Raw genomic sequence first — 15,185 nt, 5'->3', positions numbered from 1 at the left:
GCCGATGTGACGACCACTGCACACGACTCCGGGACAGGCGACCGGGCACCACTGCCGGAACACCTCGGCCATGTCATCTTCATCACCGCCGCCGCGGCCATGGGCGGCTTCCTCTTCGGCTACGACAGCTCCGTCATCAACGGCGCCGTCGAGGCGATCCGCGACAAGTACGACATCGGCTCGGCCACGCTCGCCCAGGTCATCGCGATCGCCCTGATCGGCAGCGCCATCGGCGCCGCCACCGCGGGGCGGATAGCCGACCGGATCGGCCGGATCAGCTGCATGCGGATCGCCTCGGTGATCTTCACCATCAGCGCGGTCGGCTCCGCCCTGCCCTTCGCCCTGTGGGACCTGGCCCTCTGGCGCATCATCGGCGGCTTCGCCATCGGCATGGCGTCGGTCATCGGCCCGGCCTACATCGCCGAGGTCTCGCCGCCCGCCGTCCGCGGCCGGCTCGCCTCCTTCCAGCAGGCCGCGATCGTGCTCGGCATCGCCGTGTCGCAGCTGGTGAACTACGGCATCCTGCAGGGCGCGAACGGCGACCAGCGCGGCAAGATCATCGGCTTGGAGGCCTGGCAGCTCATGCTCGGCGTGATGGTCATCCCCGCGGTGGTCTACGGGCTGCTGTCCTTCACCATCCCCGAGTCGCCGCGCTTCCTGCTCTCCGTCGGCAGGACCGCGGACGCCAGGGCCGTGCTCGCCGACGTCGAGGGCGAGTCCGCCGACCTCGACGGGCGGGTGGACGAGATCCGGACCGCGATGCGCCGCGAGCACAAGTCGGTCTTCTCCGACCTGCTCGCCTCGCGCTTCAGTTTCCTGCCCATCGTCTGGGTGGGCATCGGCCTGTCGGTCTTCCAGCAGCTGGTCGGCATCAACGTCGCCTTCTACTACTCAGCGACCCTGTGGCAGTCCGTCGGCATCAACCCGAGCAGCTCGTTCCTCTACTCCTTCACCACCTCCATCGTGAACATCATCGGTACGGCCATCGCGATGGTCTTCGTGGACCGGATCGGCCGCCGCCCGCTGGCGCTGATCGGTTCGAGCGGCATGGCCGTCTCGCTCGCCCTCGAAGCGTGGGCCTTCTCCTCCAAGAGCGGCTCCACCCTGCCGCACACCCAGGGCACCGTCGCCCTGGTCGCCGGCCATGTCTTCGTGCTCTTCTTCGCCCTGTCCTGGGGCGTCGTGGTGTGGGTCTTCCTCGGCGAGATGTTCCCGAACAGGATCCGCGCCGCCGCCCTCGGCGTGGCCGCCTCCGCCCAGTGGATCGCCAACTGGGCGATCACCGCGAGCTTCCCGACACTGGCCGACTGGAACCTGTCGGGCACCTACGTCATCTACACCTGCTTCGCGGTGCTCTCCATCCCCTTCGTGCTGATCTTCGTGAAGGAGACGAAGGGCAAGAGCCTGGAGGAGATGGGCTAGACCCTTGTCCCGCGCGTCCCGCGCGTCCCGCCCGGCCGGCGGTGTCCGGCAGGCACGCGGGAGCGGTCCTGGGGCATCGGGCCGGTCCGGCGGCGCGCGTACCCGATACTGGGGGGGTTATGGAAATCGTCATCCTTGTCGTAGTCATCGCCCTGGTCGTGATCCTCGGGGCCGGTGGACTGGTGGTGGGCAGCCGCCGCAAGAAGAAGCAGCTGCCGCCGACCGCGCCGCCGAGCCCCCCGAAGGTCACCGCGCCCCCCGCGGAACCGCATGTCGGGGACGAGGCCGAGGCCCCGCGGGAGGAACCCCGCAGGACCGTCGAAGAGGTGCCCCTGCCGGGGGCGACCGCAGCGCCCGAGGCCCTGGAGGAGGTGGAGCTCCCGCCGGCCGTCGAGCAGCCGGAACCGTCCGCGGGCCGGCTGGTCCGGCTGCGCTCCCGGCTGTCCCGCTCGCAGAACACGCTGGGCAAGGGCCTGCTGACGCTGCTGTCCAGGGAGCGCCTGGACGACGACACCTGGGAGGAGGTCGAGGACATCCTCATCACCGCCGACGTCGGTGTGACCCCGACCCAGGAGCTCGTCGAGCGGCTGCGCACCCGGGTGCGGGTGCTCGGCACCAGGACCCCCGCAGAGCTGCGCGCCCTGCTCAAGGAGGAGCTGCTCACCCTGGTCGACCCCGGCCTCGACCGGGTGCTGCACACCGAGAGCCACGAGGAGTCCCCCGCGGTCGTGCTGGTCGTCGGGGTCAACGGCACCGGCAAGACCACCACCACGGGCAAGCTCGCCCGGGTGCTGGTGGCCGACGGCCGCAGCGTCGTCCTCGGCGCCGCCGACACCTTCCGCGCCGCCGCGGCCGACCAGCTGCAGACCTGGGGCGAGCGGGTCGGCGCGCGTACGGTACGCGGCCCTGAGGGCGGCGACCCGGCGTCGGTCGCCTTCGACGCCGTCAAGGAGGGCATCGCCGAGGGCGCCGACACCGTCCTGATCGACACCGCGGGGCGGCTGCACACCAAGACCGGCCTGATGGACGAGCTGGGCAAGGTCAAGCGGGTCGTCGAGAAGCACGGCCCGGTGGACGAGGTGCTGCTGGTCCTGGACGCCACCACCGGTCAGAACGGCCTGATCCAGGCGCGGGTCTTCGCCGAGGTGGTGGACATCACCGGCATCGTGCTGACCAAGCTCGACGGCACCGCCAAGGGCGGCATCGTGATCGCCGTCCAGCGCGAGCTGGGCGTCCCGGTCAAGCTGGTCGGCCTGGGCGAGGGCGCCGACGACCTGGCGCCTTTCGAGCCCGAGGCCTTCGTGGACGCGCTGATCGGCGACTAGCCGCTCGCGACACGTACGTAAGGGGCGCCCGTCCTGACGGGCGCCCCTTACACATACGGAGGCGTCGCCATGGACGCCGCCTCACACGTACGCCGCCCTTGCGGCGGGCGCGGCTCTCCGCGCACGCGCCGCCTCAGGCGTACGCCCGGTCCCGGTGGCAGACGAACGCCAGAGTGCCCAGCAGCAGCCTGGCCTCCGGGACCTGCGGGGCGCTGTCAGGCAGCGGCTCGCGCAGCCAGCGCACCGGGCCGAGGCCGCCGAGGTCCGACGGGGGAGCGGTGACATGGTCGCCGGGGCCCAGGCAGCGCAGGTCCAGCTCCGCGTCGTCCCAGCCCATCCGGTAGAGCAGATGCGGCAGCTCGGCGGCCGCGCCCGGCGCGACGAAGAACTGCGCGCGCCCCGCCGGCGTCAGCAGTACGGGACCGAGCCGCAGCCCCATCCGCTCCAGCCGCACCAGCGCCCGCCGGCCGGGGGCCTCGGCGACCTCGATGACGTCGAAGGACCGCCCCGCGGGCAGCAGCACCGCCGCGCCCGGCACCCGCGCCCACGCCTGCGCGGCGCCGTCCGGTGCGGCGCCGGCCGGGATCTCGTCGGCGAAGGGGAGCGGATGCGCGCCCGGCTCCCCGCAGCCGGCGTCCCCGCAGGAGCAGGGCCCGCCGCCGCGGGCGACCCGCGCCCCCGGCACCACCGCCCAGCCGCACCGCCAGGCGTAGTCACCGACAGTGGTGCACACCTCGGCGTGCGTCCGCCGGCGCACGCCGGTCCGCGCACCGGGTCGTGCCACCGCTCTGGAGACCTCCCGTACGCCGTTCCGCTGCTGCCGCGACTCCCGCATGCTGCCGATCGTGAACACCATGACACCTCCAACGGATCCCCGCCGCGATGGTTACGCGCCCGTCCCTGCTCGTGCGACCGGCATGTGTCAAGTGAATCGCCTGGAGTCGCGGCCGAGTTCATTCGAAGGGGTGGCGAATGGTGGCGTTTCCCCACACGTGGTCGCCGGACGAGTGAGAGTGGGACTACTTTCAGTTCATGAGTTCATGGCAGTGAACCGTTCGCATCCTGTGCATGTGCCGCAGGCACCATCGTCCGGTCCATGGCCACCGGCCCGGCCGCCGTCACTTTCGGCAACCGGCGGACAGGACCCGACCTGCCCTGGTAATCACTGGGTCGACGGGTCGAGCGAGACCGGGATGGGGGCTTGACCGTGGGCGGCGCAGCAGAGAGGCAGCCCAACGCGCAGCTGAGTTCGTGGTTCGTGCGCAGCGGATGGTCCAAGGGCGAGCTGGCCCGGCAGGTCAACCGCAGGGCGCGCCAGCTCGGCGCGCACCACGTCAGCACCGACACCTCGCGGGTGCGCCGCTGGCTGGACGGCGAGCAGCCGCGCGAACCGATACCACGCATCCTGTCCGAGCTGTTCTCCGAGCGCTTCGGCTGCGTCGTCCCGGTCGAGGACCTGGGCCTGCGCTCCGCGCACCAGCCGCAGGCCGGCGGTGACGTGGACCTGCCCTGGGCCGGCCCGCAGACCGTCGAGCTGATCAGCGAGTTCTCCCGCAGCGACCTGATGCTCGGCCGCCGCGGCTTCCTCGGCGGCTCCCTGGCGCTGTCCGCGGGGCCCGCGCTGATCGAGCCCATGCAGCGCTGGCTGGTGCCCACCTCCCCGGCCGGCCTCCAGGCCCTGGTGCCCATGCCCCGCGACGGCGGCGGGCGGCCGTCGCGGCTCTCCGAGCAGGAGCTGCAGCTGCTGGAGTCCACCGCCGAGATGTTCCGCATGTGGGACAACCAGTGCGGCGGCGGCCTGCGCCGCAAGGCGGTGGTCGGCCAGCTGCACGAGGTCACCGACCTGCTGCAGGAGTCGCACACCGAGACCGTCGGCCGCCGCCTCTACCGCGTCACCGCCGACCTCGCCGCACTGGCCGGCTGGATGAGCTACGACATAGGCCTGCAGCCCACCGCCCAGAAGTACCTGGTGCTCGCGCTGCACGCGGCCAAGGAGGCCGGCGACCGCCCGCTGGGCGCCTTCATCCTGTCCTCGATGAGCCGCCAGATGATCCACCTCGACCGGCCCGACGACGCGCTGGAGCTCATCCATCTGGCGCAGTACGGCAGCCGCGATTCGGCGAGTGCCACCACCCAGGCCATGCTGCACGCCCTGGAAGCGCGGGCATATGCCAACATGGGCCAGGTCAACAAGTGCCACCGGGCCGTCCGGGCCGCCGAGGACACCTTCATCGAGTCCCGCCCCGACGAGGACCCGAGCTGGATCAGCTTCTTCAACCTGGCCGAGCTGCACGCCGAGAATGCCCACTCCTACCGCGACCTGGCCTATGTCGCGGGCCGCAGTCCGGCCTACGCCTCGCTCGCCCACCCGGTGATGGAGAAGGCCGTGGAGGGATTCAGCAACGACGGCGTCCACCAGCGCGCCTATGCGCTGAACCTGGTGGGCCTGGCCAGCGTCCACCTGCTCCAGCGCGAACCCGAACAGGCGGCGCATTTCACCGATCAGGCGCTGACGGTCGCCAAAAGGGTACGGTCGGAGCGGGTGAACACCCGTATCCGCAAAACCACCGACACCGCGGTCCGCGACTTCGGCGATGTGCCTGCCGTCGTCACGCTCGCGGAGCGCCTCTCCGCCGAACTGCACGAGGTCGCAGAGACCGCCTGACGTACGGCCGCGGGCAGTGAAGTGCACGACCCCCGGCGATCTCTTACCCCACCCGTATACATCTTTCACCGAACCGGGGGACGGTTCATCTCCACGTAACACACCCGACTTCTTCGTCACGGCGGCGAAACACCTTGCGGCATCGGCGGAAACCCGGCTCAGCCAATCTCATGGCGAAAACCGGCCCACCCTGCACCGCCCCGCCCGGGCCGTTCGGACGAAGAGGAGACGCCGATGGCACCAGCCATCTTCACACTGGCCGCAGATGCGCCCAAGCTCGACTCCGGCAATACCGCGTTTCTGCTTCTGAGCTCCGCGCTGGTGATGCTGATGACACCGGGGCTGGCGTTCTTCTACGGCGGCATGGTCCGGGTGAAAAGCGCCCTGAACATGCTGATGATGAGCTTCATCAGCCTGGGGATCATCACCCTGCTGTGGACGGGCTACGGATTCAGCTTCGCCTTCGACAGCGACCACGGTGGATTCATCGGCGGCACCAACTGGCTCGGCCTGCGCGACATCGCTCCCGATGACCTGTGGGGGGCCACCGGTACGCCGATATTCGCCTTCGCCGCCTTCCAGCTGATGTTCGCCATCATCACCCCCGCGCTGATCAGCGGCGCACTCGCCGACCGCGTCAAGTTCGTTGCCTGGTCGGTCTTCATCGCCCTGTGGGCGACGGTGGTCTACTTCCCCGTGGCCCACTGGGTGTGGGGCGGCGGCTGGCTGATGAAGAAGGGCGTCATCGACTTCGCCGGCGGTACCGCGGTCCACATCAACGCGGGCGCGGCCGCCCTCGGTGTGATCCTGGTGATCGGCAAGCGGGTCGGCTTCAAGCGCGACCCCATGCGCCCGCACAGCATGCCGTGGGTCATGCTCGGCGCCGGTCTGCTGTGGTTCGGCTGGTTCGGCTTCAACGCCGGCTCCGAGATCACCGCCGACGGTGTCGCGTCCACGGTCTTCATCAACACCCAGATCGCCACCGCCGCCGCCATGATCGGCTGGCTGCTCTACGAGCGGGTCAGGCACGGCTCCTTCACCACCCTGGGTGCCGCGTCCGGCGCGGTCGCCGGTCTGGTCGCCATCACCCCGTCCTGCGCCTCGGTGAGCCCGCTGGGCGCCATCGCGGTCGGCGTCATCGCCGGTGTGATCTGCGCCGCCGCGGTCGGCCTGAAGTACCGCTTCAACTACGACGACTCGCTCGACGTCGTCGGCGTCCACATGGTCGGCGGCATCGTCGGCTCGCTGCTGATCGGCTTCCTGGCCACCGGCGGCGTCGGCCAGGACGTCAAGGGCGTCTTCTACGGCGGCGGCTGGCACCAGTTCGGCATCCAGGCCATCGGTGTCTTCTCCGTCCTGGGCTACTCCCTGGTCGTCTCCGCGATCCTCGCCAAGGCCATCGACATGGTGATGGGCTTCCGGGTCCCCGAGGAGATCGAGATCAGCGGCATCGACCAGGCCGAGCACGCGGAGACCGCGTACGACTTCGCCGGCATCGGCAGCACGGGACACGCGGCCGCACCCGCGGGTGTCGGGAACGAGACGAGCAAGAAGGTGGACGCGTGAAGCTCATCACCGCGGTCGTGAAGCCACACCGCCTGGACGAGATCAAGGAAGCCCTGCAGGCGTTCGGCGTGCACGGCCTGACCGTGACCGAGGCCAGCGGCTACGGCAGACAGCGCGGCCACACCGAGGTCTACCGCGGCGCCGAGTACACCGTCGACCTGGTGCCGAAGATCCGGATAGAGGTCCTGGTCGAGGACTCGGACGCCGACCAGCTCATCGAAGTCGTGGTGAAAGCGGCCAGAACCGGCAAGATCGGAGACGGCAAGGTGTGGAGCATCCCGGTCGACACGGCCGTCCGGGTCCGTACCGGCGAGCGCGGACCCGACGCGCTCTGACACCCGAACCCCCAGCGCTGGAGAACGAGTGAGCGACAGCGTCGAAGCGCAGGACGACAGTTACGCGGCGGCCCGGCTGCGCCTCCTCAACGAGGAGGCGCGGTCCGGGCCGCCGCGCCGCGCGGCCCTGGCCGCACTCACCGACCGCTGGCTCGCGGGCCTGGCGGCCGACGCCGCCGAGGCCACCGGGACCGGCGGCTGGGCACTGATCGCCGTCGGCGGCTACGGCCGCGGCGAGCTGTCCCCGCGCAGCGACCTGGACCTGGTGCTGCTGCACGACTCGGAGAAATCCGTCGGCGCCCTCGCCGACCGGCTCTGGTATCCGGTGTGGGACCTGGGCCTCGCCCTCGACCACTCGGTGCGCACCCCCGACGAGGCACGCAAGACGGCCGCCGACGACCTCAAGGTCCAGCTCGGCCTGCTCGACGCCCGCCACCTCGCGGGCGACACCGCACTCAGCTCCACCCTGCGCACCGCCGTGCTGGCCGACTGGCGCAACCAGGCGCCCAAGCGGCTGCCCGCGCTGCTCGAACTGTGCCAGGAGCGCGCGGAGCGCCAGGGAGAGCTGTCCTACCTGCTCGAACCCGACCTCAAGGAGGCCCGTGGCGGCCTGCGGGACGCCACCGCGCTGCGGGCCGTCGCCGCGTCCTGGCTGGCCGACGCGCCCCGCGAGGGCCTGGAGGAGGCCCGTACGAGGCTGCTCGACGCCCGCGACGCCCTGCACCTGGTCACCGGGCGGGCCACCGACCGGCTCGCGCTCCAGGAGCAGGACCAGGTCGCCGCCGCCCTCGGCCTGCTGGACGCCGACACCCTGCTGCGCCAGGTCTACGAGGCCGCCCGGCGGATCTCCTACGCCTCCGACGTCACCTGGCGCGAGGTCGCCCGGGTGCTGCGGGCCCGCGACTCCCGGCCCCGCCGCCGGCTGCTCGGCCGCAGCAGGAGCACCCCGGCCGGCAACACACCCGAGCGCGTACCGCTGGCGGACGGCGTCGTGGAGCAGGAGGGCGAGGCGGTGCTGGCGCTGGCCGCCAAGCCCGACCGCGACCCCGTGCTGCCGCTGCGGGCCGCAGCCGCCGCCGCGCAGGCGGGCCTGCCGCTCTCGCTGCACGCGGTGCGCAGGCTGGCCGCGGCCGCCCGCCCGCTGCCGGAACCCTGGCCCGCCGAGGCCCGTGAGCAGCTGGTCACGCTGCTCGGCGCCGGCGAGTCCACCGTGCAGGTCTGGGAGGCGCTGGAGGCCGAGGGACTGATCACCCGGCTGCTGCCGGACTGGGAGCGGGTCCGCTGCCGACCGCAGCGCAATGCCGTGCACCGCTTCACCGTCGACCGGCACCTGGTCGAGACCGCTGTGCAGGCCGCGGGCCTGACCCGCCGGGTCGGCCGCCCCGACCTGCTGCTGACCGCGGCCCTGCTGCACGACATCGGCAAGGGCTGGCCGGGCGACCACAGCGAGGCCGGCGAGGTCATCGCCCGCGATGTCGCCACCAGGATCGGCTTCAACAGCGCCGACGCCGACACGCTGGCGCTGCTCGTACGCCACCACCTGCTGCTGATCGACACCGCGACCCGGCGCGACCTGGACGACCCGGAGACCGTACGCGCGGTCGCCGGCACCGTACGGGACACCTCCACGCTGGAGCTGCTGGCAGCGCTCACCGAGGCCGACGCCCTGGCCACCGGCCCTGCCGCCTGGAGCACCTGGCGGGCCTCGCTGCTGGCCGACCTGGTCGACCGGGTCGCGGGGGCGCTGGACACCGGTGCGCTGCCCGAGGCCGCCGACCGCGACTCCACCGCGGAGGAGGAGCGGCTCGCCATCGAGGCCGCCCGCACCCACGGCCCCGTGCTGGCCCTGCACGCCCACGCCGAGCCCGACGGCGAGGGCGAGGCCCTGGACGAGGCGCTGGGCGTGGAGCTGCTGCTCGCCGTCCCGGACCGCCCCGGGCTGCTCGCCCAGGCCGCCGGGGTGCTCGCGCTGCACCGGCTCGGCGTCAGAGCCGCCGACCTGCGGGCCGTCGACCCGATCGGCGAGGGCCCGGTCGCCCTGCTCAGCTGGCGGGTCTCGGCGGAATACGGCGCGCTGCCCGAGACCGCGAGGCTGCGGGCCGACCTGGCGCGGGCCTTCGAGGGCACCCTCGACATCGAGTCCAGGCTCGCCGAGCGCGAGGCCGCCTACCCCAGGCGGCGCGGCGTCACCCCGCCGCCACCCCGGGTCACCGTCGCCCCGGGCCACACCTCGCAGACCGCCACCGTGATCGAGGTGCGCGCCCATGACGCCCCGGGCCTGCTGCACCGCATCGGCCTGGCCCTGACCGCGACCGGCGTGACCGTACGCTCGGCCCGCATCTCCACCCTGGGCTCCAACGCGGTCGACGCCTTCTACGTCGTCGGCAAGGACGGCAAGGTGCTCCCGCCGCCGCGAGCGGCCGAGGTGGCCCGCCAGGTGGAGGCGGCGCTGCGCTGAAGCTGTCCCTGCCCGCTGCCTTCCGGCGGGCAGGGACAGCTTCGGGCTGGGAAGAACAGCTTTCTGTCCGGACGGATACTCTGGGAGGCGACGTTTCCACTCCCGACCCCGAGGATCTGCGACCACCGTGTTCGACACTCTGTCTGATCGCCTCGCGAATACCTTCAAGACCCTCCGGGGGCGCGGCCGTCTGTCCGAGGCGGACATCGACGCCACCGCGCGCGAGATCCGGATCGCGCTCCTCGAAGCGGACGTCGCGCTGCCCGCCGTTCGTGCCTTCATCGCCAACGTCAAGCAGCGCGCCTCGGGCGCCGAGGTCTCGCAGGCGCTGAATCCCGCGCAGCAGGTCATCAAGATCGTCAATGACGAGCTGGTCACCATCCTGGGCGGCGAGACCCGCCGGCTGCGCTTCGCCAAGCAGCCGCCGACCGTGATCATGCTGGCGGGCCTCCAGGGCGCCGGCAAGACCACGCTGGCGGGCAAGCTCGGCAAGTGGCTGCAGGGCCAGGGCCACACCCCGCTGCTGGTCGCCTGCGACCTCCAGCGTCCCAACGCCGTCAACCAGCTCAGCGTCGTCGCCGAGCGCGCCGGCGTCGCGGTCTACGCGCCCGAGCCTGGCAACGGCGTCGGCGACCCGGTCAAGGTCGCCAAGGACTCCATCGACTTCGCCAAGTCCCGGCAGTACGACATCGTGATCGTCGACACCGCGGGCCGCCTCGGCGTCGACCAGGAGCTGATGCGGCAGGCCGCGGACATCCGCGACGCGACCGACCCCGACGAGATCCTCTTCGTCGTCGACGCGATGATCGGCCAGGACGCGGTCAACACCGCGGAGGCCTTCCGCGACGGCGTCGGCTTCGACGGCGTGGTGCTCTCCAAGCTCGACGGCGACGCCCGTGGCGGCGCGGCCCTGTCGATCGCGCACGTGACCGGCAAGCAGATCATGTTCGCGTCGAACGGCGAGAAGCTCGACGACTTCGACGCGTTCCACCCGGACCGGATGGCGTCCCGCATCCTGGGTATGGGCGACATGCTGTCGCTGATCGAGAAGGCCGAGCAGACCTTCAGCCAGGCCGAGGCCGAGAAGATGGCGGCCAAGCTGGCGAAGGGTCCCAAGGAATTCACGCTGGACGACTTCCTGGCCCAGATGGAGCAGGTCCGCAAGATGGGCTCGATCTCCAAGCTGCTCGGCATGCTGCCGGGCATGGGCCAGATCAAGGACCAGATCAACAACCTGGACGAGAAGGACGTCGACCGCACCGCCGCGATCATCAAGTCCATGACGCCGGGCGAGCGCGCCGACCCGCACCTGATCAACGGCTCGCGCAGGGCCCGTATCGCCAAGGGCTCCGGTGTCGAGGTCAGCGCGGTCAAGAGCCTGGTGGAGCGGTTCTTCGAGGCGCGCAAGATGATGTCGCGGATGGCGCAGGGCGGCGGCATGCCGGGGATGCCGGGGATGCCGGGCATGGGCGGCGGTGCCGGCCGGCAGAAGAAGCAGCAGAAGCAGGCCAAGGGCAAGCGGCAGAGCGGCAACCCGATGAAGCGCAAGGCCGACGCCGCCGCGGCGGCCGCCCGCCGGGAGGAGCAGCAGAGCCAGGGGCCCGGCGAGGGCGGCGACAGCCCCTTCGGGCTGCCTGCCGGCGGCCAGGACTTCGAACTGCCCGACGAGTTCAAGAAGTTCATGGGCTGATGCGGGTGCCTTCCGGCGTCCGGGGATGATGGGTCCATGCGTGTATCGATCAGAGAACCCATGTCCAGTGACGCCGAGGCGCACCGCAGCGCGGTGCTGCGCTCCGTCGAGCACCTCGCTCCGTGGAATCCGGTGGAGCCGGACGGCCTGCCGGAGTTGCTGCGCCGGCAGGGTGAGGGACTGCGGACCTTCCTGATCGTCAACGACGAGGACGGCGGCATCGTCGGCAAGTGCAATGTCGCCAACATCGTGATGTCCCGCTTCCGCAACGGCGCGCTCGGCTACGACAGTTACGTGCCCTACAACGGGACCGGGCGGATGAGCGAGGGTCTGCGCCTGGTGGTGGACCGCTGCTTCAGCGCCGAGCCGGGGGGCCTCGGCCTGCACCGGCTGGAGATCAGCGTCCAGCCGGACAACATCAGGTCGGTGGCCATGGCCAAGCGGCTCGGTTTCCGGCACGAGGGCTTCTCGCCGCGGATGCTGTACATCAACGACGCCTGGCGCGACCACGAGCGCTTCGCCCTGACCGTGGAGGAATGGCCCGGCCTGTGACGGGGCAGGGGCCGGGCCCCCGCCCCGCGGTTCAGCCGAGCAGCGGTGCCAGCCCGCCGTCGCGGCGGGCCAGCGCCTCCAGTTCGTCCAGCGCGCGCACCGCGCGCCCGGCCGCGTCCGGGTCGCGCACCGCGAGGCCGCTCGCGGCGAATTCGTCCTCGTCCAGCCGCAGCACCTCGGTGCCGTCGGCCGACACCCACAAGTCGAGGTCCAGGTCCTCCGAGGTGAGCACCCCGTCCGCGACGGCGACCGGGCGGGCGATGTCGCAATACCAGCCCTTGGGCACACCGCGGGCGTCGCGCACCTCCTTGACCGCGTACCACCGGTCGCGCCAGTAGTGCTCGGTGAACAGGTCGCCGGGCTCGAAGCGGACGAAGCCGAAGTCGCGGACGTGCGGCAGCGACCAGGGCGCGGTCACGGTCACGCGGACGCCGTCGTCGGCGACCACGGTGGCGGGGTAGGAGACCTTCTCGCGCCCGGCCTTGACCAGGCGTACGGACGCCGGGGCGCCGGGCGGCAGCGGAGTGGTGGGCATGCCCTCACCCTTGCCGATGCCATGCCCGGCGGCCACCGGGTTTCTCGGCCTGGCGGAGTCAGACGCGGGCGACGAGGTAGCGGAAGACGTTCTCCATCCGGACGGTGCCGTCGGGGCGCCGGTAGGGGTGCAGGGCCTCGGCGACCTCCTTCTCCACCTGCTGCTGGTCGGTGGCGGCCACCGCCGCGTCGAAGAGGCCGGTCGACAGCAGGCCCCTGACGGCGCTGGCCTTGTCCTGGTAGCCGAACGGGCAGGACACCCGCCCCGAGCCGTCGGGCCGCAGCCCGGCGTCCCTGGCCAGGTCCTCCAGGTCGTCCCGGCCGCTGAGCCGCGGCGCGGGCCCGGCCGGGACGCGGGGCTCGGCGAGCCGGGCGGCGACCTTCAGCACCCGGGCGGCCGAGCAGCGCTCCGGCGGCCCCCAGCCGGCCAGCACCACCGCGCTGCCCGGGCGGGCCCCGGCGGCGACGGCGGACAGCGCCGGGCGCAGGGCACCGGCGGGTGTGGCCGGGTCGAGGGCGGTGACCACGCCGTAGCCGCCGTCGCGCAGGTCGGACTTTCCGGGTGCGCCGGCGCGCAGGGAGGCCGCGGCGGGGTGCGTGGGCGCTCCGCGCGGTAATGTGCCGGGCCTTCGGCGTACTGCGACCCTTTCCGCGGCAAGACGCAGCCGCTCGGGGTCGGCGTCGTATCCGGTGACGGCCGCGCCCCGGGCCGCGGCGAGCAGCAGGGCGAGGCCCGAACCGCAGTTGAGGGCGAGGAGCCGGGTGCCGGGGCCGACGTCGAGCCGGTCGTGCACGGTGTCGTAGAGCGGTACGAGCATGCGTTCCTGGATCTCGGCCCAGTCCCGTGCCCGGCCCTGGTGCGCCGTCGCCGGCCTGGATCCGCGATAGAGGGTAGGTGCCATCGAAGCCCCAATCAGCCACGCCTCGCTGTGTGCCCCCGTGGGAAGGTGTGCCGCTTTCGTCCCCGAGAGCCAGACAACTGCTGTTTGCCCGTGCCGTCCAGGGGCCTGGGGAGCTGTTTTTCATCCGTTCCGCGGCCGGTCCCGCGGGCGTTATCGATTCACGCTGCGGCCGCCTCGGCACGTACCATCGCCTGCATGGCAAAGGCTCCCGTTCTCACCCCCCAGGCGGACGACTTCCCGCGCTGGTACCAGGACCTGATCAACAAAGCAGAGCTGGCCGACAACGGCCCGGTCCGCGGCACCATGGTCATCCGGCCGTACGGCTACGGCCTGTGGGAGCGGATGCAGCAGGACATGGACCTGCGGATCAAGGAGGCCGGTGCGCAGAACGCGTACTTCCCCCTCTTCATCCCGCAGTCCTACCTGACCCGGGAGGCCGAGCACGTCGAGGGCTTCGCGCCGGAGCTGGCGGTCGTCACGCACGCGGGCGGCAAGGAGCTCGAAGAGCCGATCGTGGTGCGCCCCACCTCGGAGACGATCATCAATGAGTATTTCTCCAAGTGGGTGCAGAGCTACCGCGACCTGCCGCTGCTGATCAACCAGTGGGCGAACGTGGTGCGGTGGGAGCTGCGCCCCCGGCTGTTCCTGCGCACCACCGAATTCCTCTGGCAGGAGGGCCACACCGCGCACGCCAGCTACGAGGACGCGCGCGACTACGCCTCGCGGATCCAGCGCGAGGTCTACGCCGACTTCATGACCAACGTGCTGGCGATGGACGTCGTGCTGGGCCGCAAGACGGTCAAGGAGCGCTTCGCAGGGGCGATCAACACCCTCACCCTCGAAGGCATGATGGGCGACGGCAAGGCGCTGCAGCTGGGCACCAGCCACGAGCTGGGCCAGAATTTCGCGAAGGCCTTCAACACGCAGTACCTGTCCAAGGACGGTGCCCAGGAGCACGTCTGGCAGACCTCCTGGGGCAGCACCACCCGCATGATCGGCGCCCTGGTGATGATGCACGGCGACGACAACGGGCTGCGGGTGCCGCCGCGGCTGGCCCATGTGCAGGTCGTGGTGCTGGCGATCAAGGGCGACGACGAGGTCGTGGCCAAGGTCCGGGAGATCGGCGACCGGCTCAAGGCCGCGGGCCTGCGGGTCGTGGTCGACGACCGCACCGACACCCCCTTCGGCCGCCGCGCGGTCGACTGGGAGCTGAAGGGCGTGCCCGTGCGGGTCGAGGTGGGCCCGCGCGACCTGGAGGCGGGCACCGCGATGCTGGCGCGGCGCATCCCCGGCGGCAAGACGCCGGTCGCGCTGGACGGCCTCGCCGAGCTGCTGCCCGCGGTGCTGGAGGAGGACCAGGCGCAGCTGCTGCGGGAGTCCCGCGAGCGCCGGGAATCCCGCACTGTGGACGTCTCGACCATCGAGGAGGCCGTCGCGGCCGCCGCGACCGGCTGGGCCCGCATCCCGTGGGCCGACCTCGGCCCGGTGGGCGAGGAGGAGCTCGCCCAGCAGGGCGTTTCGGTGCGCTGCCTGGTCACGAAGGACGGCGGGGTGCCGGACTCGGACGACGCTCCCGGCACGCTCGCGATCGTCGCACGGGCGTACTGACCGCCCGCGGACGCCCGCGGCGTCCGCTGACCGAAAACCGATGTACGTAATACGTGGTTCGTCCAGCGATGGGGCGGGTGCGCGGGTTCTCCACTGTCCTCCGCACCCGCCCTGCGTCATGCCCATCC

General features: G+C 71.8%; 12 protein-coding genes. 9 read left to right on the top strand and 3 right to left on the bottom strand.

The genetic code is table 11. The features are described from left to right. Positions 1–6 precede the first annotated feature (6 nt). The gene (locus tag OG900_11575; protein WUH90672.1) at positions 7–1,422 is read left to right on the top strand and encodes a sugar porter family MFS transporter; all 1,416 of its coding nucleotides are present in this window, start codon (positions 7–9) and stop codon (positions 1,420–1,422) included. Between the two features lie 119 nt (positions 1,423–1,541). Continuing rightward, positions 1,542–2,747: a signal recognition particle-docking protein FtsY gene (gene ftsY / locus OG900_11570; GenBank protein WUH90671.1), complete on the top strand. Its 1,206-nt coding sequence runs from the start codon at positions 1,542–1,544 to the stop codon at positions 2,745–2,747. A 133-nt stretch (positions 2,748–2,880) separates the two neighbouring features. On the opposite strand, the gene OG900_11565 is transcribed toward ftsY, so the two are convergent. Next, positions 2,881–3,603, bottom strand: coding sequence for a bifunctional DNA primase/polymerase (locus OG900_11565; GenBank protein WUH90670.1), 723 nt, complete (start codon positions 3,601–3,603; stop codon positions 2,881–2,883). A gap of 351 nt (positions 3,604–3,954) precedes the next feature. On the opposite strand from OG900_11565, the gene OG900_11560 reads away from it, so the two are divergent. From OG900_11560 to OG900_11535, 6 genes are all read left to right on the top strand, one after another. Further along, positions 3,955–5,412 (top strand): hypothetical protein, encoded by a 1,458-nt coding sequence (locus tag OG900_11560; protein WUH90669.1) that lies wholly within the window; start codon positions 3,955–3,957, stop codon positions 5,410–5,412. Positions 5,413–5,646: 234 nt separating this feature from the next. Beyond that, positions 5,647–6,978 (top strand): ammonium transporter, encoded by a 1,332-nt coding sequence (locus OG900_11555; protein ID WUH90668.1) that lies wholly within the window; start codon positions 5,647–5,649, stop codon positions 6,976–6,978. After that, on the top strand, positions 6,975–7,313 hold the full coding sequence (locus OG900_11550) for a P-II family nitrogen regulator (protein WUH90667.1): 339 nt from the start codon (positions 6,975–6,977) through the stop codon (positions 7,311–7,313). The genes OG900_11555 and OG900_11550 overlap by 4 nt, the downstream gene beginning before the upstream one ends. A gap of 28 nt (positions 7,314–7,341) precedes the next feature. Further along, entirely contained in the window at positions 7,342–9,771 is a 2,430-nt protein-coding gene (locus OG900_11545; GenBank protein ID WUH90666.1) for a [protein-PII] uridylyltransferase, read from the top strand. Positions 9,772–9,898: 127 nt separating this feature from the next. Then, entirely contained in the window at positions 9,899–11,461 is a 1,563-nt protein-coding gene (ffh, locus tag OG900_11540; GenBank protein ID WUH90665.1) for a signal recognition particle protein, read from the top strand. A 36-nt stretch (positions 11,462–11,497) separates the two neighbouring features. Further along, positions 11,498–12,013 carry a GNAT family N-acetyltransferase gene (locus OG900_11535; protein WUH90664.1) on the top strand — a complete coding sequence of 172 codons (516 nt, stop codon included), beginning with the start codon at positions 11,498–11,500 and terminating at the stop codon, positions 12,011–12,013. A gap of 31 nt (positions 12,014–12,044) precedes the next feature. Here the strand turns inward: OG900_11535 and OG900_11530 are convergent, their stop codons facing one another. Next, the gene (locus tag OG900_11530) at positions 12,045–12,548 is read right to left on the bottom strand and encodes a DUF402 domain-containing protein (GenBank protein WUH90663.1); all 504 of its coding nucleotides are present in this window, start codon (positions 12,546–12,548) and stop codon (positions 12,045–12,047) included. A 58-nt stretch (positions 12,549–12,606) separates the two neighbouring features. Next, complete coding sequence (locus tag OG900_11525) at positions 12,607–13,449, bottom strand: SAM-dependent methyltransferase (GenBank protein WUH90662.1); 843 nt, start codon at positions 13,447–13,449, stop codon at positions 12,607–12,609. Positions 13,450–13,644: 195 nt separating this feature from the next. On the opposite strand from OG900_11525, the gene proS reads away from it, so the two are divergent. Then, positions 13,645–15,057 carry a proline--tRNA ligase gene (gene proS / locus OG900_11520; protein ID WUH90661.1) on the top strand — a complete coding sequence of 471 codons (1,413 nt, stop codon included), beginning with the start codon at positions 13,645–13,647 and terminating at the stop codon, positions 15,055–15,057. Positions 15,058–15,185: the final 128 nt, after the last annotated feature.

This window comes from Streptomyces sp. NBC_00433 (assembly GCA_036015235.1).
Taxonomy (GTDB): Bacteria; Actinomycetota; Actinomycetes; order Streptomycetales; family Streptomycetaceae; genus Actinacidiphila.
Note: the sequence above shows the minus strand (reverse complement) of the source record. Positions and strands in the feature narration are given on the sequence as shown.

Coding starts and splice junctions, on each gene's coding strand:
- OG900_11555 (WUH90668.1), top strand. CDS start 5,647: ATGGCACCAGCCATCTTCACACTGGCCGCAGATGCGCCCAAGCTCGAC.
- OG900_11525 (WUH90662.1), bottom strand. CDS start 13,449: ATGGCACCTACCCTCTATCGCGGATCCAGGCCGGCGACGGCGCACCAG.
- ftsY (WUH90671.1), top strand. CDS start 1,542: ATGGAAATCGTCATCCTTGTCGTAGTCATCGCCCTGGTCGTGATCCTC.
- OG900_11530 (WUH90663.1), bottom strand. CDS start 12,548: ATGCCCACCACTCCGCTGCCGCCCGGCGCCCCGGCGTCCGTACGCCTG.
- OG900_11565 (WUH90670.1), bottom strand. CDS start 3,603: ATGGTGTTCACGATCGGCAGCATGCGGGAGTCGCGGCAGCAGCGGAAC.
- OG900_11535 (WUH90664.1), top strand. CDS start 11,498: ATGCGTGTATCGATCAGAGAACCCATGTCCAGTGACGCCGAGGCGCAC.
- proS (WUH90661.1), top strand. CDS start 13,645: ATGGCAAAGGCTCCCGTTCTCACCCCCCAGGCGGACGACTTCCCGCGC.